The 19,776-nt window shown below is 43.9% G+C and carries 21 protein-coding genes; 11 read left to right on the forward strand and 10 right to left on the reverse strand.

Going from position 1 to position 19,776, the window contains the following annotated elements; genetic code table 11:
- Nucleotides 1-41: 41 nt before the first annotated feature.
- The 6 genes from KIH87_RS17010 to KIH87_RS17035 form a co-directional block, all read right to left on the reverse strand.
- Nucleotides 42-1,217 carry a heme biosynthesis HemY N-terminal domain-containing protein gene (locus KIH87_RS17010; RefSeq protein WP_232359052.1) on the reverse strand — a complete coding sequence of 392 codons (1,176 nt, stop codon included), beginning with the start codon at nt 1,215-1,217 and terminating at the stop codon, nt 42-44.
- Nucleotides 1,214-2,584 (reverse strand): uroporphyrinogen-III C-methyltransferase, encoded by a 1,371-nt coding sequence (locus KIH87_RS17015; protein ID WP_232359053.1) that lies wholly within the window; start codon nt 2,582-2,584, stop codon nt 1,214-1,216. Before KIH87_RS17015 ends, KIH87_RS17010 begins: the two co-directional genes overlap by 4 nt.
- Complete coding sequence (locus KIH87_RS17020; protein WP_232359054.1) at nt 2,584-3,354, reverse strand: uroporphyrinogen-III synthase; 771 nt, start codon at nt 3,352-3,354, stop codon at nt 2,584-2,586. The genes KIH87_RS17015 and KIH87_RS17020 overlap by 1 nt, the downstream gene beginning before the upstream one ends.
- A complete protein-coding gene (gene hemC, locus KIH87_RS17025) occupies nt 3,354-4,283 on the reverse strand; it encodes a hydroxymethylbilane synthase (RefSeq protein WP_232359055.1) in 930 nt (309 codons plus the stop codon). Before hemC ends, KIH87_RS17020 begins: the two co-directional genes overlap by 1 nt.
- Before the next feature lie 128 nt (nt 4,284-4,411).
- A complete protein-coding gene (locus KIH87_RS17030; protein ID WP_232359056.1) occupies nt 4,412-4,789 on the reverse strand; it encodes a DUF2914 domain-containing protein in 378 nt (125 codons plus the stop codon).
- A gap of 81 nt (nt 4,790-4,870) precedes the next feature.
- Nucleotides 4,871-5,542 carry an alpha/beta hydrolase gene (locus tag KIH87_RS17035; RefSeq protein WP_232359057.1) on the reverse strand — a complete coding sequence of 224 codons (672 nt, stop codon included), beginning with the start codon at nt 5,540-5,542 and terminating at the stop codon, nt 4,871-4,873.
- Between the two features lie 237 nt (nt 5,543-5,779).
- On the opposite strand from KIH87_RS17035, the gene gmk reads away from it, so the two are divergent.
- The 8 genes from gmk to KIH87_RS17075 all read left to right on the forward strand — a co-directional run bounded on the left by gmk (nt 5,780) and on the right by KIH87_RS17075 (nt 13,947).
- Complete coding sequence (gene gmk / locus KIH87_RS17040) at nt 5,780-6,433, forward strand: guanylate kinase (protein WP_232359058.1); 654 nt, start codon at nt 5,780-5,782, stop codon at nt 6,431-6,433.
- A gap of 88 nt (nt 6,434-6,521) precedes the next feature.
- Nucleotides 6,522-6,794 (forward strand): DNA-directed RNA polymerase subunit omega, encoded by a 273-nt coding sequence (gene rpoZ, locus KIH87_RS17045; protein ID WP_232359059.1) that lies wholly within the window; start codon nt 6,522-6,524, stop codon nt 6,792-6,794.
- A gap of 118 nt (nt 6,795-6,912) precedes the next feature.
- Entirely contained in the window at nt 6,913-9,039 is a 2,127-nt protein-coding gene (spoT, locus tag KIH87_RS17050; protein ID WP_232359060.1) for a bifunctional GTP diphosphokinase/guanosine-3',5'-bis pyrophosphate 3'-pyrophosphohydrolase, read from the forward strand.
- Between the two features lie 10 nt (nt 9,040-9,049).
- The gene (locus KIH87_RS17055) at nt 9,050-9,433 is read left to right on the forward strand and encodes a Rid family detoxifying hydrolase (RefSeq protein WP_232359061.1); all 384 of its coding nucleotides are present in this window, start codon (nt 9,050-9,052) and stop codon (nt 9,431-9,433) included.
- 37 nt (nt 9,434-9,470) lie between these two features.
- Complete coding sequence (trmH, locus tag KIH87_RS17060; protein ID WP_232359062.1) at nt 9,471-10,205, forward strand: tRNA (guanosine(18)-2'-O)-methyltransferase TrmH; 735 nt, start codon at nt 9,471-9,473, stop codon at nt 10,203-10,205.
- A 67-nt stretch (nt 10,206-10,272) separates the two neighbouring features.
- Nucleotides 10,273-10,974: a peroxiredoxin-like family protein gene (locus KIH87_RS17065; protein ID WP_232359063.1), complete on the forward strand. Its 702-nt coding sequence runs from the start codon at nt 10,273-10,275 to the stop codon at nt 10,972-10,974.
- A 123-nt stretch (nt 10,975-11,097) separates the two neighbouring features.
- Nucleotides 11,098-13,179 (forward strand): ATP-dependent DNA helicase RecG, encoded by a 2,082-nt coding sequence (gene recG / locus KIH87_RS17070; RefSeq protein WP_232359064.1) that lies wholly within the window; start codon nt 11,098-11,100, stop codon nt 13,177-13,179.
- On the forward strand, nt 13,180-13,947 hold the full coding sequence (locus KIH87_RS17075) for a class I SAM-dependent methyltransferase (RefSeq protein ID WP_232359065.1): 768 nt from the start codon (nt 13,180-13,182) through the stop codon (nt 13,945-13,947). It begins immediately after the preceding gene.
- 24 nt (nt 13,948-13,971) lie between these two features.
- On the opposite strand, the gene KIH87_RS17080 is transcribed toward KIH87_RS17075, so the two are convergent.
- Together KIH87_RS17080 and KIH87_RS17085 are read right to left on the reverse strand one after the other, a co-directional pair.
- Complete coding sequence (locus KIH87_RS17080; protein WP_232359066.1) at nt 13,972-14,367, reverse strand: DUF3718 domain-containing protein; 396 nt, start codon at nt 14,365-14,367, stop codon at nt 13,972-13,974.
- A gap of 447 nt (nt 14,368-14,814) precedes the next feature.
- On the reverse strand, nt 14,815-15,213 hold the full coding sequence (locus KIH87_RS17085; RefSeq protein WP_232359067.1) for a DUF3718 domain-containing protein: 399 nt from the start codon (nt 15,211-15,213) through the stop codon (nt 14,815-14,817).
- A 364-nt stretch (nt 15,214-15,577) separates the two neighbouring features.
- Here KIH87_RS17085 and KIH87_RS17090 point away from each other — a divergent pair, with 364 nt between their 5' ends.
- The 3 genes from KIH87_RS17090 to KIH87_RS17100 all read left to right on the forward strand — a co-directional run bounded on the left by KIH87_RS17090 (nt 15,578) and on the right by KIH87_RS17100 (nt 18,054).
- Nucleotides 15,578-16,759, forward strand: coding sequence for a BaiN/RdsA family NAD(P)/FAD-dependent oxidoreductase (locus KIH87_RS17090; protein ID WP_232359068.1), 1,182 nt, complete (start codon nt 15,578-15,580; stop codon nt 16,757-16,759).
- Between the two features lie 468 nt (nt 16,760-17,227).
- Entirely contained in the window at nt 17,228-17,608 is a 381-nt protein-coding gene (locus KIH87_RS17095) for a hypothetical protein (protein ID WP_232359069.1), read from the forward strand.
- Between the two features lie 17 nt (nt 17,609-17,625).
- Entirely contained in the window at nt 17,626-18,054 is a 429-nt protein-coding gene (locus KIH87_RS17100; RefSeq protein ID WP_232359070.1) for a hypothetical protein, read from the forward strand.
- 215 nt (nt 18,055-18,269) lie between these two features.
- Here KIH87_RS17100 and KIH87_RS17105 read toward each other — a convergent pair whose 3' ends face one another.
- Nucleotides 18,270-18,842: a hypothetical protein gene (locus KIH87_RS17105; protein ID WP_232359071.1), complete on the reverse strand. Its 573-nt coding sequence runs from the start codon at nt 18,840-18,842 to the stop codon at nt 18,270-18,272.
- A 127-nt stretch (nt 18,843-18,969) separates the two neighbouring features.
- Nucleotides 18,970-19,767, reverse strand: coding sequence for an ankyrin repeat domain-containing protein (locus tag KIH87_RS17110; protein WP_232359072.1), 798 nt, complete (start codon nt 19,765-19,767; stop codon nt 18,970-18,972).
- Between the last annotated feature and the right edge of the window lie 9 nt (nt 19,768-19,776).

Below are 19,776 nucleotides of genomic sequence, written 5' to 3' on the forward strand. Positions count from 1 at the left end.
TTTGAAGAATATTCGCCACTAATATCATGCGTACTACCCAGTTAACCAGCAGTCATGCATTGCTTATACAGCTGCAACGCCCCAGCGTTGTCATGTTGACTTTCTTTCACTTTTGCCAACAGCAACATATCGCTTCTATCTTGACGTAATGTCAGTGCCTTTTGCAAGGCTTGAGCGGCTAAACCATAATCTTTGGTTTGGTAAGCCAAGTCACCTAATATTGACAGCATTTCAGCATTATTCGAGTCTTTTTTTATCCAACCTTCCAATAACTTGATCGCAGAAGCAGGATTTGGCAAGCGTAGCTGCCTAAACAATGGTAATAATCTTGGGTCTGGCGCTTTCTTCTGAAAGTGCACCAATGCCTCTTCGGCGTCCTTATACATAGCCTGATCCAGCAATTGTCGGACATAAGCAGCCTGATTCGCAGGGTCGTGACGGACTTTACGAGGCTGTTTTAACCACATGGATTTCAGCTGATAAGCGCCTTCTTTGCTGGCAATCTCGGCATATGTCCCTTGAGCCGCCTTTTCTTCCCAGTCTTGCGCTTTCTCTTTTGGCAGATACTTTTTCCAAACGACCAACTTCTCGCTAAGCGTGTGCCAATCACCACGCGCAATTAACGCATGAGCATAATGTTCTATTACATTCACTTGCTTCTGATGCACATCATCCAGATTGGCCAATATCAATATGGCGTTGTCATAATCTTTTTGTGCAGAGTAATGCTCACTCAAATACAAACTTGCAGCAACTTTAGCTTCTTCAAACTCCAACGCCTGTTGCCAATAATCAACCGCAACGTCAATGTTGCCAGATTGCTTTTCCACTTTGCCTAGCGCGAGTAAATCCAAACCCGAGAAGTCTCCTCCACGGGCTTTCAGCAATCGTTTTCTGGCAATGGTCAAATCACCTTCTTCCAGCGCCAACATGCCACTACGAAACGCTTTTTGGATACGGCGACGGCTAAAGCTTCCAAACCAGCGTTGAGACCCGGAAATAGCACCGAAGGTCATGCCCAGTAGCTTTTTGAGTAGCCAAAGCCCAACAAATGCCAGCAACACTAAAAGCACAAACGAAATAACCGTCAGCTCAACAACTACGGAACCAAAAGAAATCAGCACATAGCCTTTATGGTCGGCTAACCAGGGGCCGACAAACATGCCAGCAACAGCAATGGCAGCCAAACTGAGTACAAACAGGGCAACCCGGATCATAATACAGGCTCCTGTTCTGAGGCGTTTTCGATTGTTTGCTTGTCAGAATGAGTCCCTATCTCTGAGCCTTTTCCATGGTTTGCCAAATGTAATTTTAACGCTTTAGCAACAGCCAGTTCCTGTGGAACCCCGGATGCAAAATCCTGTTGCGACAATTCATTCAGGGATTCAAGGAAGGCTACCGCTGCGGTTTGCTGCAAGTCAAAATACTGAGTTAAGAGGTTCTGGCTCTGTTCAATGGCAGCTCGGTACAAGGCGAACTCTTCTCTTAGCAAGGCATTCTGAGCAATAAGCAATTGGTATTTCAGTTGCTCTTTAACCAACCATTGTTGTTGTTCATTAATAAAAGGAGAAACGGGTTGTTCTGTGTAGGACACTCTAAACAAATTGTCAGACACCCACTGCCCCAACTTAGCCCAAAAACCAGTGGCTTGTACGTCGTTAAATGACGACGTTTTGTAGAAAGTCTCGGGTTGTGGAATGGCTAAATCTGCCACACGAGAATATAACGCTTGTAGGCGAATAGCGCTGTCGGTAACCGATACTACTTGCAATGAACGCAAAGCTTCGACATCGTTGGCAAGCGCTTGTCTCACCATGAGTAATTCAGGGTCATTAGCTTCAGCTAGGCGGCTGTCGGCATCACGCAACAAACTGATAGCCGTAGCGCTGTCTTTCTCCAGCCATAATTTACGCCCCGCCATGCGAACCAGATAATCCGCTTCAGCCAACAACCATTCTCCGGTTTTTAATCCGGAAACCTGTTGCACTTGCTGGCTAAGACTATTTAGAGTGCTTTGATATTGTATCAGCGCCTGATCCACACTCTCACTTTGCTGCTTCATACGGCTATTCATGTCTGACTGCTGTTGTTGCAACGCACGATCAAACTGTCCTGAAAATTGCTCTTGCAGGTTTTGTTGCAATTGCGCCGATTGCTGCTCCTGATTGCTCAGGAACTGCTGCCAATGTTGCCATCCCAAAAATCCAGCATAAGCAATCGCAGCGAGAAACCCCAGATTGAACAGCACCAATAACCAAACTAAAGGCTTGCTTGAGGACGAGGATGCAGTCTGCGCTTTCTGGCTTGCAACGGGGGCTTTATTCATTGTTGGTTTTGTCTCGTTATCTGCTGTTTTTTTATCTGATGTTCTTTGCTTGTCAGTTTCAGATTTGGAAGCCTCAATACTTTTCGCGAGCTTATCTAAAGCGGCTTGTTGCTCTGATTGTTTTGAAACTGGAGTTTGCTTATCTGTTACCCGCTTTTCTGCCTGTGTCTTTTCTTCGTGCTTTTTTTCCACATCGGCGGCGTTATCAGATTCCTGACTCACTTTTCCTTTGGGATCATTTGTCGATTCACTGCTCATTACTTAACTCCAGGAAACTGTTTCATTGCAGCTAACAAAGCTGCGTCATTCGCTTTAGTGCTAACAAAAATATCACCGATGCCCAAGGTTTTTGCAATCTCAGCCACACGATCACCAACCACGATCCAGGACAAACGACGCAACCACTCTTTATCTAAAGAAGGCTCATTAAATGCGGCTTGTAGAAGTTCGCCACTGGTTGCCACCACACAACCAATGTCAGATGCATGCCAGTCTTGATACTTAACCCAATCGGGGTTACTGACTCTGCGATATAGATTCCGTTCTATTACTTGATATCCCATTGCTGTTAATTGCGGGGTCAATAATCCCCTGCCACCAAAACCTTTTAGCAATAATGCTTTGGGTTTAGATAGGCTCGTTACTTCAGGTGCCGAACTGTATTCCTGGATGAGCGACAGTAAGCCTTCACTGGTTTCCAATTCAGGATAACGCACGCTTCCATCACCTAAATTCAGGCGCTCGGCACTACTGGCGCCTACAGCAAAAGTAGCAAATATCGCATCACGACCTGATCCTCGCATGAATCGGTGCAATTGCTCTCCCGCGAATTCAGCAACCGCGGTACTCGTCACCAATAGCAGGTCTTCGCTCTGCAAATCGGCCAAGTCCTGTTGCAATAACGCTAACGATTCAGGGTTTGGTTCCAGCTTCAATAAGGGTAAAGGCGCGCACTCAATACCTTGCTGAGCAAGAAACTCACACGTTCGCTGGCATTTACCTTCAGGCCGAATAATTAAATAGCGCATTACGCACCATGCAATTCAGCCAACAACTTGTCTGCTCCTTGAGCCAACAATTCTTCTGCCACCTGTTGCCCTATTTTTTCAGCCTCAGACAACAATCCCTTCTTTTCCGATCTCAATATGGTTTTTCCGTCAGAAGAACCTACCAAGCCTCGCAAATAAATTTCATCACCGTGCAACTCAGCAAAGCTGCCAATAGGCACCTGACATCCACCTTGCAAACGTGCATTCATGGCACGTTCTGCCTTCACTCGAATTTCAGTCTCTGAGTGATTTAACGGAGCTAACAAAGCAATTAATTCTGCATCGTCATCACGGCACTCAATACCCACCGCGCCTTGCCCAACAGCCGGTAAACTTAACTCTGCGGGTAAATATGAACGAATGCGCTCCTGCATGTTCAAGCGTATCAATCCGGCAGAAGCAAGAATAATGGCATCATACTCACCGTCATCCAGCTTACCCAGGCGGGTATTTATATTACCCCTTAAGTCTTTAATCACCAAGTCTGCCCGTAACGCTTTTATCTGACACTGACGACGCAGACTGGAAGTCCCAACTACTGCCCCTTCGGGCAATTCATTCAACGAGGCATACTGATGACTAACAAAAGCATCACGAGGATCTTCTCGCTCACAAATGGCATGCAAACCAAAGCCTTCGGGTAACTCTACGGGTACATCTTTCATGGAATGCACGGCGATATCAGCTCGCCCTTCTTGCATGGCAATTTCCAGCTCTTTAATAAACAAGCCTTTCCCGCCCACTTTGGCTAGAGGTGCATCAAGAATTCTGTCTCCCTGGGTTGTCATGGGAACCAGTTCTACGGTCAATTCGGGGTGATGTGTTCGGAGTAGATCCTGAACATATTCTGCTTGCCACATTGCAAGTGCGCTTTTACGTGTTGCTATGCGGAGAATTCGTTGAGTCATTCAAATAGCCTGGAAAATAAAATTGATAAAATAGGAATGGTATCACTGTTTCTTGCCAAGCGCCTGACTCGACTGGCTAAGAAAGTTAGGATGGCGAAAAGAGCGATACCCTGAGTGCTTATTGAGCATCACTGGAACAAACGGTAAGTAAATTCATGCGCTTGTAGCTGCTGACCATCCATCCAGACTTGCACTTGCCAGTTGCCTTGCATCGCATCATTCATGCGCTTGCTGGAATAGGTTCGCCAGTTGTTACTACCAATCTTCAAGTCAATGACCGCTTTCTCGACACCATCAAGTAACCATTTATGCTGCAAAACCTTACCATTCATATTAGTCAGATGATTAAAGTAATACACTTGGGTAATGGTATTTGAATGCCCAACCACATCGTTTGCCAAATCGTCGGTTGGTTCCCGGTCTTCGATAGCACTGGTTAGTTGGCTACGTACGATGTCGGCTTGAGCGCCGAAAGCCAGCATCAAAGCGACAAAACTAATTAACATTATTCGAACAAGACGCATGAGTTTCGACCTCTACTTTCTATATACGCTCTACAAACAAGTCGTCGATGAATCAACCCCCACTTATTTTAGTCGGGCTTGCAACCATTTAGAAATATCCTGAATTTGCTCAAGGCAAACATTGTGCTGCATAGGGTATTGCGCCCATGAAGCATTAAATCCTTGCTCAATCGCTTTTTCGTAAGCAGTACGCCCCAGAGCAATTGGCACAACATCATCGTATACGCCATGAGCAGAAAAAATTGGCGTGGTTTTATTGATATCAGGCCAATTCTTGGCGTTCATATCGGGCTCACACATATAAGTCGACAAGCAAATCAACCCCGCCAACTTATTGGCGTAACGCAAGCCCAAGTGATAAGCAATTACTCCCCCTTGAGAAAAACCCGCCAGAATAATGCGATTAGACGGCACGCCATTAGCAATCTCAGCTTCAATCAAGGCTTCCACTCTCTGAGAAGAATCTTCAACTCCTTCCATGTCTGCACGATCTTGGAACGATAGGCTTTTAAGGTCGTACCAGGCACGCATTTGCATACCGTTATTGACGGTAATAGGGCGAATCGGTGCATGAGGAAAAACGAATCTCACAGCCAAATCCACTGGCAGATGTAATTGCGGCACGATAGGGGCGAATCCATTCCCAGAGTCACCTAAACCATGCAACCAAATAACAACAGCATCAGGTTTTGTGGCAGGATTAACTTCAACGTAGGGTAAAGCTTCAACGGACATTCTGTCTCCAGGGTACATTTCCAATGTGGTGAAAGATTTCTCATTCAACTCAAGACAGCTTCAAATTAAGCCATACCAATGGTTGAGTTTCTTTCCCACTCTATGTTGTGATGGTTTACACGCTAATTTACTATGCATAGCAGTGAATGCAAAACAAGTTGTGCTAATATTGCACTGGTAACCGTCTCAAATATGTAAAAACTCAACCCCATAAAAACAAAGAGAATCGCGATCACCATGTCTAAAACACCTGGAAATCTATTCATTCTTGCCGCTCCCTCAGGTGCTGGAAAATCGAGCCTGATCAAAGCGCTGATAGAACGCTATAAAGAAGATACTCAACATCCGGTACAAGTTTCCGTATCTCATACCACTCGCAAGCCAAGACCCGGCGAAGTGCATGGCGTTCATTATCATTTTGTCGATGAAAGCACGTTCAAAAAGCTGATTGAGGAAGATGTGTTTTTTGAATGGGCTGAAGCTTTTGGCAACTACTATGGCACTTCAAAGCAAACCATAGCAGACACACTACAGCATGGTATTGACGTGTTTTTGGATATTGAATGGCAAGGTGCTCGTCAGGTTAAATCGCAAATCCCCGATGCCAGAACCATTTTTATTGCCCCTCCTTCCAAGAAAGCCCTGCATGAACGTTTAACCAATCGTCAGCAAGATTCCGCCGAGGAAATTGCACGCCGCATGGAGAAGGCTGAATCGGAAATTTCACACTACCATGAATTTGATTTTATCGTCATTAATGACGACTTCGATCAAGCACTAAGAGAAATTGACGCGATCGTTATCAGCCAACGTCTACGCAAAGCTAAACAGGTCATTCGATATAAAGCATTGTTCGACGATTTACTGTCCGGAAACAAGCCGCAGCCATAGCATATTTTGCTTGGCTATTGCTCAATAAATGAGTAAACTACGCGACCTTTTTTGTAATGCCTTATAAAATTAACGAACGGAGAACGACATGGCACGTGTAACCGTAGAAGATGCTGTGAAGAAAATTGGTAATCGTTTCGACCTGGTAATGGTAGCCGCTCGTCGTGCTCGCCAAATCGCCACCGAAGGCAAAGATCCTTTAGTACCGGTGAGCAATGATAAGGCAACGGTAACTGCTTTACGTGAAATCGAAGAAGGCTTGGTCACTGCAAGCACCTTGGACGAAGCAGAAATCAGAGATCAACAAGCGCAAGACGAACTGGAATTTGCCTCTGTTGGCAATATTTTGTCAGACCAGTAATAAAAAATTCCGCCTTCGCAAGCTAAATGCCGTTAAATCCGGCATTTAGCCATTGCATCCTAATAAAATCCCCGTATTCTTTACTTTATCCAGCAATTAAACTATCGCGTCGATCTGAGTGTATCTTTTTGAGGGTTTAAAACAAAAAATTACCGAATACTTACCACCAAGGGAAATTAAATTGGTGGAAAGCGCATTTGTGTTGGCAAAAAAAGCCCACGAAGGCCAAATGCGTTCCAGCGGTGACCCATACATAACCCACCCTGTCGCCGTCGCCAGCATTCTAGCGAGCATGCGCCTGGATCATGAAACCCTGATGGGTGCTTTACTTCATGACGTTATCGAAGATACCAGCTACTCCAAGCAAGATTTAGCTGAAGAATTTGGAGAAACCGTTGCTGAATTGGTAGAAGGTGTATCCAAACTGGATAAGATCCAGTTTCGCAGTAAGGAAGAAGCGCAAGCGGAAAACTTTCGCAAGATGATGATGGCAATGGTAGAAGATATTCGCATCATTCTCATCAAGCTCGCTGACCGAACCCACAATATGCGCACATTAGGTTCACTTCGCCCCGACAAACGCCGCCGCATCGCCAGAGAAACCCTCGAAATCTACGCTCCCATTGCTCACCGACTGGGTATTCATGAAATTAAAAATGAATTGGAAGATCTGGGCTTTCAGGCCATGTTTCCTATGCGTTACCGCGCCCTGCGTTCCGCAGTAAAACAAGCAAGAGGCAACCGTAAAGAAATTATTGAGAATACCAAGCAGGAAGTGATCAGCCGCTTAAAAGAAAGAGAGATTGAATCGGATGTATCCGGGCGCGAAAAGCATTTGTATTCCATCTACCGCAAAATGAAGAACAAAGAATTGATGTTCAATCAAATCATGGACATTTATGCCTTTCGGATTGTGGTGAATTCTATTGATGACTCTTATCGTGTGCTAGGTTGTATGCATGGCCTGTACAAACCCATTGAAGGCCGTTTCAAAGATTACATTGCCATTCCTCGTACCAATGGCTACCAGTCATTACACACTTCTTTAGTTGGCCCACACGGTATTCCGGTGGAAATACAAATCCGTACCAAAGAGATGGATGAGATGGCTGACAAAGGCGTTGCTGCTCATTGGGAATACAAAGAGGGTGAAACCAAAACCTCATCAACGGCACAAACCCGAGCTCGCAAGTGGATGCAGTCACTTCTGGAATTGCAACACAGCGCCAGTTCTTCTTTTGAGTTTATCGAAAACGTCAAAGCCGACCTTTTCCCTGACGAAATTTACGTGTTTACACCAGAGGGCAAAATTATCGAATTGCCCATGGGCGCCACCCCCGTTGATTTTGCCTATGCGGTACATACCGATGTAGGCAACTCCTGTGTTGGTGTAAGAGTGGATCGCAACACGTATTCCCTAAATCGTCGTTTAGAGAATGGCCAAACAGTAGAAATCATCACTTCGCCAAGAGCCAATCCAAACGCAAACTGGCTGAACTTCGTTGTTACCGCTAAAGCGCGAGCACACATTCGACAATTCCTGAAAAATCAGCGTTCCGAAGAAGCAATCAATCTTGGTAATCGTTTACTCAGACATGCAATGGGATCCGTACGACTGGATGATATTCCACAAGAAAGTATCGATCGCGTTGTTCAGGAAACCCAGCATACAAGTTTTGAAGCCTTGCTTGCCGACATTGGTCTTGGCAACGAGTTAAGCGCCATTGTGGCTCGTCGCCTGATTGGCGATGATCAGAAAAGCGAAGCCTTGGCAGATAAAAGAACCAATGTTGCTATCAAGGGTACAGAGGGGCTGTTGGTATCCTATTCCCCGTGCTGTCACCCTATTCCAGACGACCAGATTATTGCCGTTTTAAGTCCCGGAAAGGGAATGTTAATACACCAGGTAGGTTGCAGTAATATCAGGAAGCTGGTAAAAGAAGAACCCCAAAGGGTACTCCCAATGAAGTGGGAAGAAGGTGCGACCGGAGAGTTCAAAGCCGCCCTACGGGTAGAGTTGATCAACCATCAAGGTACATTGGCGACTCTAACCAACAGTATCTCCGCCTGTGATTCCAACATCATCGGCTTACAGACTGAAGAAAAAGAAAGCAACATTTATTACATCGACTTGGAACTTACCACCAAGAATCGACACCACCTTGCGACCATTGTTCGTAAAATTAGAGCAATGCCCGAGGTTCAGTCGGTATCAAGGCATAGTAAGTCCAAGCAAACTTCTTGAGGGATAGTGAATGAGCAGGTCAATTATTCATACTGATAACGCACCACAAGCGATTGGTACATACAGCCAGGCTGTGCGTGTAGGTAAAACCGTCTATTTGTCGGGGCAGATTCCTCTGCGTCCAGACACGATGGAAATGGTTTCTGATAATTTTGAAGAGCAAGCACAACAAGTATTTTCTAACTTGAAAGCCGTATGTGAAGCTGCAGGCGGTACAATTCAAGACATGGTGAAAGTGAACATTTTCCTGATCGACCTGGGCAACTTTGCCAAAGTCAATGAGATCATGAGCCAACACTTCGCAGCACCTTTCCCCGCCAGAGCCGCGATTGAAGTTAAAGGATTGCCAAAAGGCTCTCAAATCGAAATTGACGGTGTTTTGGAATTACCTTAATTCCCAATCACCAATAGTAGATATAAGTAGATAAGTAGTGACCCCTGAGCGATATCAACGGATACGAAGAATACTCAATAGAAGGCAAACAGACATTACCGTTTGCATGGAGCAAGTACACAAAACGCATAATCTTTCAGCAGTAATGCGTACTTGCGACGCGATAGGGGTCCATCAAGTCCATGCTATTTTGGACGAAAAAACACGCTTACGAAAAGGCACGTCCAAAGGTAGCCATCTTTGGTTACGCTGTACTCATCACGATACCATTGCTGACGCAGTCACTGAATTCAAGCGACAGAAAATGCAGGTATTGGTCACACATCTTTCTGATGATGCTGTGGATTTCCGTGATATTGATTACATCCAACCTACCGCCATCATATTAGGGCACGAAAAGCATGGTGCCAGCGATGAGGCGATAGCCCTTTCAGATAAACGTATCATCATTCCGATGATGGGCATGGTGCAATCACTCAATGTCTCTGTTGCAGGTGCGTTAATCTTGTATGAAGCGCAACGTCAGCGGCAATTAGCTGGCATGTACGACACCCCCCAATTGGATGAAACGATTTGCCAGCAATTAATGTTTGAACGAGGCCACACCAAACTTCACGAACAATGCATGAAAAAAGGTCTGCCTTACCCCGCAATTGGCGAGCAAGGCGAAGTGATCGCCGATGAACGCTGGTGGCAACAAATGCAATTAACGCCGGAAGCTCTGGCGGCACTGGAAGCAGAAGAAGAAGAAGGCGAAGAGATAGAGTTTTAATTAACCTGAAACCATGCGATCCTGACTCAAGGCAAATCTCCACTTCCGAAATAAAAGTGAAAACGAAATGAAAGTCTTCTCGGCTTTATCGGGTCAAACTCGTGACATTAACTACAAACGACAGACCATGACTCGACAATTACTCAAATCGCTAGCCCTTACACTTTTATTCACAGCCGTTTTTGCTCACGCGGCTCCGCATAATATTGCAGCAAACGCAGATAGCGTAAAACCTATCCTGAATGGACAAACCGTCCCCAATTCCACCCTGTATCAATTGGATGAAAAAGCGGTAAAACTGCACGACATCATCAAAAACAAGCCTACCGTTATCATTTTCTACCGAGGAGGCTGGTGTCCGTACTGCAATGCACAGCTTGCCGGGTTAAAAGACGTTGAAAGCAAAATCATGAATTTAGGTTATCAGCTTATCGCTATATCTCCAGATAGCCCAGCCAAACTGAAAAAACAAGCCTTTGAAATTCAGCAGAAAATCCAGCTAATGTCAGACACCCACTTTAAAACCATCGAAGATTTTGGTTTGGGATTCTATCTGGATGAAAAAACCTCGGATATCTATCGCAATAAGTTTGGTATTGAATTTGCCGATCTGGATGGCACGAGCAAAGTGGCACTTCCGGTTCCAGCTGTGTACATCGTAGATCAAAAAGGCATGGTGCATTTTCAATATGTAAACCCCAACTTCAAAGTAAGATTGGCTCCGGAATTACTCTATCAAGCAGCGAAAATCGCTAATTTAGGTAAATAGTCCAAGCCCTTACGCACAGATGTTGCTCAATTAACGAGTTTTGCCTATTTCGGCATTGATATTCCGATAAAATAAGCGAAACTAGGCAATTAGCAACATCAACTGGATAGCCAATTTACATCTATGCTCACCCCCGGGAAAACGCCAATTACAGACTTAAAAGGCATTGGTGAAAAAGTCGCTAAGAAATTGCAAAACCTGGGTATCTACAGCATTGAAGATGTACTTTTCCACCTTCCCTCTCGCTATGAAGACCGCACCCGAATCTACCCAATCAGAAATCTACACCCCGGTATTCACGCCACGGTTGAAGGCACGGTTGAAAGGAGCGACATAAAATTCGGTAAAGCCCGTATGTTGCTCGTCACCATTTCTGATCAGAGTGGCCGAATTGGTCTGCGCTTCTTCCATTTTTCAGCAGCCCAAAAACAGCAGTTAATTCCGGGCACCCGGATCCGTTGTTTTGGTGAAATCCGAGGCAGCAATATGGGGCTGGAGATCATTCATCCAGAATACAAAATCATCAAAGATGACGCACCACTCGAAGTTGAAGACGCCCTAACGCCCATCTATCCAACAACGGAAGGTATCAAACAGCTCACCTTGCGTAATATCAGTGAACAAGCCCTGGCCTGGTTAAACCGAGGGCATTTGGCAGAGTTGCTACCCGAATCCTTTTATCAGCACCAAATTAGTCTAAAAGAAGCGTTAAATACCGTGCATCGTCCACCACCTGATATTGCGCTTAGCTTACTTGAAGAAGGCAAGCACCCGGCACAAAAACGTTTGATTATAGAAGAGCTACTGGCGCAAAACCTCAGTGTGCTTAAGGTGAGAGAGCAGTCGAATAAAACACACAGCGTTGCCATTCAAAAATCCTCCAGATTGGTTCCTCAACTTCTGGCTCAACTCCCTTTTAAACCAACAGGCGCACAACAAAGAGTCGTCAACGAAATTAGCGCCGATCTCACTTTACAGCGCCCAATGATGCGACTGGTACAAGGTGATGTGGGATCGGGCAAAACCTTGGTTGCCGCTATTTCGGCGCTTCATGCATTGGAAGCGGGTTATCAGGTAGCGCTCATGGCTCCCACTGAATTGCTGGCGGAACAGCACGCGAATAATTTCCGTAATTGGCTTGAGCCACTTGGTGTTCAGGTAGAATGGTTAGCAGGTAAGCTGACCGGGAAAGCTAAGCAAGCAGCACTGGATAACATTGCCAGTGGTGAAAGCAAAATGATAGTAGGTACTCACGCACTATTTCAAAAGCAAGTAGAGTTTTACAATCTGGCACTCATTATTGTTGATGAACAACACCGTTTTGGCGTTCATCAGCGTTTAGCTCTAAGAGAAAAAGGCGCAGGTCCGAATGCTGATATTTACCCTCATCAGCTCATCATGACAGCGACACCAATCCCCAGAACGCTTGCCATGACAGCTTATGCGGATCTGGATACCTCGATCATTGATGAACTTCCTCCGGGAAGAACGCCCGTTACAACCGTGGTTATTCCAGATACACGGCGAGAAGAAATTATTGAACGAGTCAGACAAACCTGTACCAAGGATAATCGCCAGGTGTACTGGGTATGCACACTTATTGAAGAGTCGGAAGTGCTGCAATGTGAAGCCGCAGAAGACACCTGCCAAGTGTTACAGGCAGCCCTGCCTGAGCTGAAAGTTGGACTGGTTCATGGTCGAATGAAAGCGGCGGAAAAACAGGAAGTAATGCAACAATTCAAAGACAACTATTTGAATCTGCTAGTAGCAACCACGGTTATCGAAGTAGGTGTAGACGTACCCAACGCCAGCCTGATGATCATCGAAAATGCCGATAGATTGGGACTTGCTCAATTGCACCAGCTAAGGGGACGAGTAGGACGAGGTAGCGTTGCCAGCCATTGCGTGCTCATGTATCAGGCTCCATTAAGTAAAACCGCCCAAAAGCGATTAGGCGTACTACGAGACAGCAGCGATGGCTTTGTTATTGCTCAAAAAGATTTGGAAATAAGAGGCCCAGGAGAACTACTAGGCACAAAACAAACCGGACTTGCAGATCTAAAAATTGCCGATCTCATTCGTGATGCAGAGCTCATTCCACAAATTCAGCAATGGGCAGTGCAGTTATGGCAGCAATATCCGTCTTACGCCAATGCCATCATTCACCGCTGGCTTCCCTACAAAGATAAATATGGGCACGCATAAATGTCGACCTTACCTCCTCTTTTTTTAACGGATTTGGATAGCGAAGATCAGGAATCAGCAAAGCAGATTGCCGATAAGTGGGGTTTTACGATAGTAAGTATCCACCCTGAAGACTTATATCTCACCTTCAAGCAAGGCATCTTGGCGATTCAGGATGCGACACAACCGAAAGAAGGTGCCGTATACGTAGACTTTGCTTCAGACGCGCTAAGTTATCGCCGTAAACACGGTGGCGGAAAACAGGAAAGTATTGCCAAAGCCGTTGGCGTGAAAGGGCAGAACACTCCATACGTTGTGGATGCAACTGGTGGACTAGGTAGAGATGCCTTTGTATTGGCAAGTTTGGGGTGTAAGGTCTGTATGTTAGAACGTTCACCTGTAGTCGCCGCATTACTTGAAAATGGTCTACAGCGCGCAGCTCAGGAACCTGAGTTACAGGATTGGTTACCACAGAACCTGTTTTTAAAGCAGGGAGATAGCATAGAACTTATGACGCAATGGGAAGAAGAAAAGCCAGAAGTGGTATATCTGGACCCAATGTTCCCGCACAAGAAAAAATCAGCCTTGGTAAAGAAAGAAATGCGTTTGTTTCAAAAGCTTTTGGGAGGAGATGCCGATGCAAACAAACTACTTGCACCGGCACTTGAACTAGCAAACAAACGAGTTGTGGTTAAACGACCAAGCAGTGCTCCATATTTGGCAGATAAAAAGCCAAACAGTAACATTACCAGTAAAAAACATCGTTTCGACCTTTATATCAATCCCTGACACACTCGTTTAAAAAGGCTGCTTTTAACCCAATCGCTCTAACAAAGCAGCGCCAGTAGGTGAGCCTATGTGCCCATTCTCTTCAGCCCACTGCTTGATGGTTTTGCCATCAGCTTCAGGTTGACTTAATTCAGACTTACGCATTTGTTTAATCAAGTATTCCCCAGCATCACCAGCGCCGCTAGCCATTGCATGACGAATCAGGGATAAACCACTACAGGTAATGCCTGTATAGTAGTCACTCAACGTCACTTTATATTCTTTTTTAACTTTATTGATTTTCTTACGCAGCTCAGATTTGTCATTGTTTTTAACAATCGTACAAATGTTTGCCAAATCATCACTAATATCAGCCATGCTTGGTAAAGAAATGACAATTGCGCAAAACGCCATTCCAAGTTTTAAGAAAATTTTACTCATCGTTTCACCTTTTTCCTCAATTCCTCTCACTCACTCAACCTCCATAAAATAGTAGCAGACAAACGAAAGAGATCACTAAACTTCCCAAGGAAAAAGCAAAACTTCCGTCATTTCAAATGCATACTATAAAGAAAGCAAGCAATGCGAACGCCGACTCAAGGTAACTACTGCCCTTTCATCGATAGTGATAATAATACCGACATTTTAGATATATTTCTTACTAAATTTTTATAAAAATCAATTTTTAAAACCTTGGCGGTCAGTTATTTTCACATTAAGCCAATTAAACTGGGCATATTAATGTCTTGTTAACATTTTAAACGAAAATAAAACACTTAAACCAAAAAAATGGAAAGCAAAAATAGATTAGATTTTGAGGAAAACCAGACAAGAAGAGAGAAGGCGGTCGCAGGGAGTCAACCGCCTTCTCAATATGGGAAACACAAATTAACCGTTGATACGGCTCACTAAAGCAGAACCCACCGGGCTAGCAATGTGACCATTTTCTTCAGCCCACTGAAGAATGGTCTTACCATCTGATTCAGCTTGTTCCAAATCAGATTTGCGCATCTGGCTGACCAAATACTCTCCAGCATCGCTTGCACTAGTAGACATTGCGTGACGAATCATGCTGTTTCCTTCACAAGAAATACCAGCATAAAAATCACTTAGCTTTAATTTATATTCTTTTTGAACTTTCTTAAGCTTTTTACGAAGCTCTGATTTATCGTTGTTTTTGATAATTGTACAGATATTCGCTAATTCAAGACTCGGATCCGCCATGGAAGGACATGACAAACCAAAGATTACGCCTGCCAAGGCTAATTTTAAGTAGAGCTTGCTCATCAATTTCACCTATGTAACTGAACTTATTAACATCACACTTAAGATATACCTACAGGTTTTATCCACTGCTAACCTGTTCAGCTCTTACCGGTACAACTTTTGAACAACTATCTCAAGCGGGCGCCTATTTAACCAATCCAAGATTAACAGGTCAAGATGTTTGGGGAAATATTATTATCTTATATATACAAGCATATGCTCATAATAGTTATGGAGCATTAGTATGAGGATGTAATATTTTTCCCTTATATGATAATAAGTTAGACATATTATACAGCCAATAAAATGCTTTATCTTAAAGAGGCGTACCTCTCAAAACTTGGGTATACTGCTCGCCAGTCATGAATAAGGTGCAGTCAAAGCTGTGACAAAAGTAGATGTAATTATTATTGGTGCTGGCGCAGCTGGCTTATTTTGCGCGGCTCAGGCAGGTTATAGAGGCCGCTCGGTCACAGTGCTCGACCACGCCAAAAAGGTAGGCCGTAAGATATTGATGTCAGGCGGAGGAAGATGCAATTTTACCAATATGTACACTTCCCCTGACAACTTCCTGTCAAAAAACGCTCATTATTGCAAATCTGCGCTCAGTAAATACACTCAATGGGACTTCATTGCACTAGTCAATGAATATGGTATTGCCCATCATGAAAAAACGCTGGGGCAATTATTCTGCGATGACAGTGCCAAAAACATCGTCGATATGTTACTTACTGAATGTCAAAAAGCGAAAGTCAATATTCGTACTCAAACAGAAATCCTGGAAATAGAAAAACAGGAATCAGGTTTTAAAATTCATACCAATAGCGGCGAATACATATGTGAAAGTCTGGTTGTTGCTACTGGAGGCTTATCAATGCCAAAACTTGGTGCAACACCTTTCGGTTATCAAATAGCAGAACAGTTTGGTCACACAATAGAAGCAACACGAGCTGGTTTGGTTCCATTTACCTTACATGATCACGATAAAGCGGCACTATCAGAACTATCAGGTATATCAGTAGAAGCGGTCGCCAGTTGCCATAACACCAGCTTTAAAGAAAACATCCTGTTCACCCACAGAGGGCTCAGCGGCCCGGCTATTTTGCAAATTTCATCTTATTGGACACCCGGTGAAACCGTCGAGCTAAACCTAAGCCCTAACCTCTCATTATTAAATGAATTGCAACAAAAACAAACTGAATCACCAAACGCTCAATTGGGCACAGTGCTATCGCACTATTTTCCCAAACGCTTTGTACAAACCGCCCTTTCCTATTTCAACCTGGAAAACAAGCCATTAAAACAATATCAAGGAAAGCAACTACAACAAATAGCAGAGACATTTGAACAATGGCACCTAAAACCCAACGGCACTGAAGGATATCGAACCGCCGAGGTAACGCTAGGGGGAGTGAGCACCGAACAGCTCTCATCAAAGACAATGGAGAGCAAACTTGTGCCTGGTCTATACTTTATTGGCGAAGTCGTCGATGTTACCGGTATGCTGGGAGGTTTTAATTTTCAATGGGCATGGAGTTCTGGCTGGGTAGCTGGGCAGGTGTGTTGATCTTGTTTTCGCATAATAAAGTCTGCCACTACACGATTTCTGAGGGAGAGAAAAGTTCAAATCATATAGTCAACAAAACCTTCATGTATCGAAAACTGTTAAAAATTATATCCGCGATGTTCAGTAAATCGTCAACAGATTAATGTAACAGGCTTGTATTTCCGCATTGTCATGTCTCAGGCTCCTTCCAAGCAAATGTACGATTAGTTACATATCCCACTCCTTAACGAATTGGTTTCTTACCATCACGTATGTAACCTGATTTGGCGTTTAGACATAGTAAACACGTCACGGAAACTGGATGAATGCAAAACAGTGCTCCGCCAGTCAATGGTTGCTTTTAGTGAGTCTGCTTTGCCCACTGTGAAATGCTTTTACTTATTCCAATCGGAATCGAACGCTATGGAGGGTTTGACGTTACCGTTAAAAAGAAAACGTATAAGTAACAAGGAAATAAAGGAAAATAGTATGAAAATAAAAAAGGTATTAATGACGACGCTATGCGCTACTGCGCTTTTAAGCGCCACAAGTGCTCAAGCAGCCTGGTACAAAGAATGTCGAGGGCACGCTGGTTCTGCATGGCAATTTATCCCCTCACCTGATACCAATCAATCTCCACAGGAAATGAACATCGGTAATCGCTGGTATACAGTAGATTCTAACAATTCCTGTAGTTTGACTAATCCATCAGCGTGTTCGAATTACTCATATGCTTTGCTTCAGATGTCAAAAGCTTCTGTGGAAAAAAACTGGGGATTTGTACTTCAGTGGCACAATCAATCACCCGATTGCTGGGCACTTGGCGAGGATAAAACCATCCCTCAACGTGTCTTGTTAGTCACTTACTAATGATGAAGGAAAAGGAAATGAAGAAAAAGCTAATGATAGCCCTTGGGGCACTGGCAACACTGGCCCACTTCAATGCTTCTGCAACAGTATGTCAGGACAAGGTTACCGGCATGGGAGTCATCCAAGCCTATGGCATCTATGAAGTAGAATTAAATCACGGAAAGTATGAATACTATAATTTAGGCACTTCTAGAACTGATTTTGATACGGCTCTGGATGCTTACAAAAACGGTAAAACGCTTAAACTGACCTTCTCTACCAACGAATCCTGCGCAACCATTCGCTCTCAGAGTTACATGCCAGACACCGTTGAAATCTACACCTCTACTGGTGGTGGCGGTGGTGGCGGTGGTGGCGGAGACTGCCCTTTTAGAGATGGAAAAAGTGACAATCCGGAAAATGTTAAAGCAGAAGGAGAGTCAATTATCAACTGTGATATTTACTAACGGTATCCAGTAATAGTTAACTTAACCCGGCTCAGTGTAAAACAACTGTCCGACACTGCCCCGGGTTTTTAGCAACAATCTTAAATTCCCTAAAACGACAGCAATTCCCACCCATAACTGACTGAATCGCCAATAAAAATTTAGACGCTTCTCATCTGTATAGACAGTATTGGTAGAAAATACAGCAGGAAAACTCTAATTATGGATGCAACTAATTAGGGGAGGTTTACAGCACCATTTTGAGCTTGTTCAGCTATTAAAATCTCAAATATACAAATTTGATCCAATTTTATTTTCTCTGATGTTTGATAATCTGTAGGTCCTTCACCAGCAAAGACAACATAGGAAAGTTTTATAAGAGAATCTTTGTACTTCTTTTTAGAAATCTGAGCATGTAGTGGTTTCCACAAACAACCAACATAAACCTGTTGTCTGAGAAAACGAACTAATTCATTTTCACCAACTAATATTTTTTCTGCATGGTATTGCTTTACTTTAACCGGTGTTGAACTCCATTGTCCTTGAAGTGTTATCCCCTTATGCTCCTCTTTGACACGGTCATTAAGAACACTGTACGAAGCAATATTCTTAATATAGGTAACATAGGCAAGCAACGCCCCTAGTAAAGATAATATAACAATGAAATAAGGATTAGATACAAGACCTCTAAATTTAAAAATCACATATAATCCCCCACCCACAAAGAAACCAGCTCCCAAGCCCAATATGATATAAAAAGCTAGTGCTGGTTCTTGATTTAAATATGTATACTGAACTGCCCAATCCATTTCTATCCCCCTTATTTAAATCAAATAAAATTCCTAATAGCATATATATAGTCCCTTGCCAGACATCAATTCTACAGCATTGCAAAGCCGCGTTATTAGCATTGTATTCGTTAACCAGACGACTCAACTAATATTGAACCCGCCCATAAACCATGTCCCACACTTCACTTTCACTCGCAGGATGCTTTTCTAAATATCTCTTCAACCTGCCGCTTGCAGGGAATTTCACGCCCTTACTGCGAAGAATATCAATGGTCTGTTCCTTATAGGGTTGCATTTCCGTGTCAACAATCACTGTTTCAGATAGCATCCCTAAGCCTTGTAAGTCAGTAGAAAATCCATGTTCCAGAAGGTAGACGACCAGATCAAATCGTCCGGGTGTTATGCACATTGTCGCAGCGGTATGACGTAGTCGGTTTTGATATTCCATCTTCGCCCCATACTCTAAAAGAGTCTTAATATTATCTAATCGTCCTTGTTCCGCGGCCACCATTAACATGGATTTGTCATCATTACCGATTTGGTTAACATCCCCACCATACTTAATCAGCAACTCCAAAAATTCGGGCTTATTTCCCCCTGCAGCAAAATACATTGCGGACACTTGTCTATCAGGGTCAATATAATTCGGGTTTGCCCCCTTTTTCAGCATGTATTCTATCGCTTCCAAATCTTTCGCATGCTCTTCAGCCAACAGCCATAAAAAAGGAGTAATCCCTTCTTTTCCAACCGCATTAATATCAACACCATCATGTAACAGCTTGTCGGCTCTGTTGTAATCGCTATCCAACACTGCATCGACAAACTCTGCTACATTTGGAACAAATGCCTCTTCCAATTTCATTCCCCCAATTAATTCTTCTTTACATCCGATTACAGCCAAAAACATGGCTACAATCACGCAATATCTAACCGTTTTTATCACCTTTACTCC

The sequence above is a fragment of the Paraneptunicella aestuarii genome, assembly GCF_019900845.1.
GTDB lineage: Bacteria > Pseudomonadota > Gammaproteobacteria > Enterobacterales > Alteromonadaceae > Paraneptunicella > Paraneptunicella aestuarii.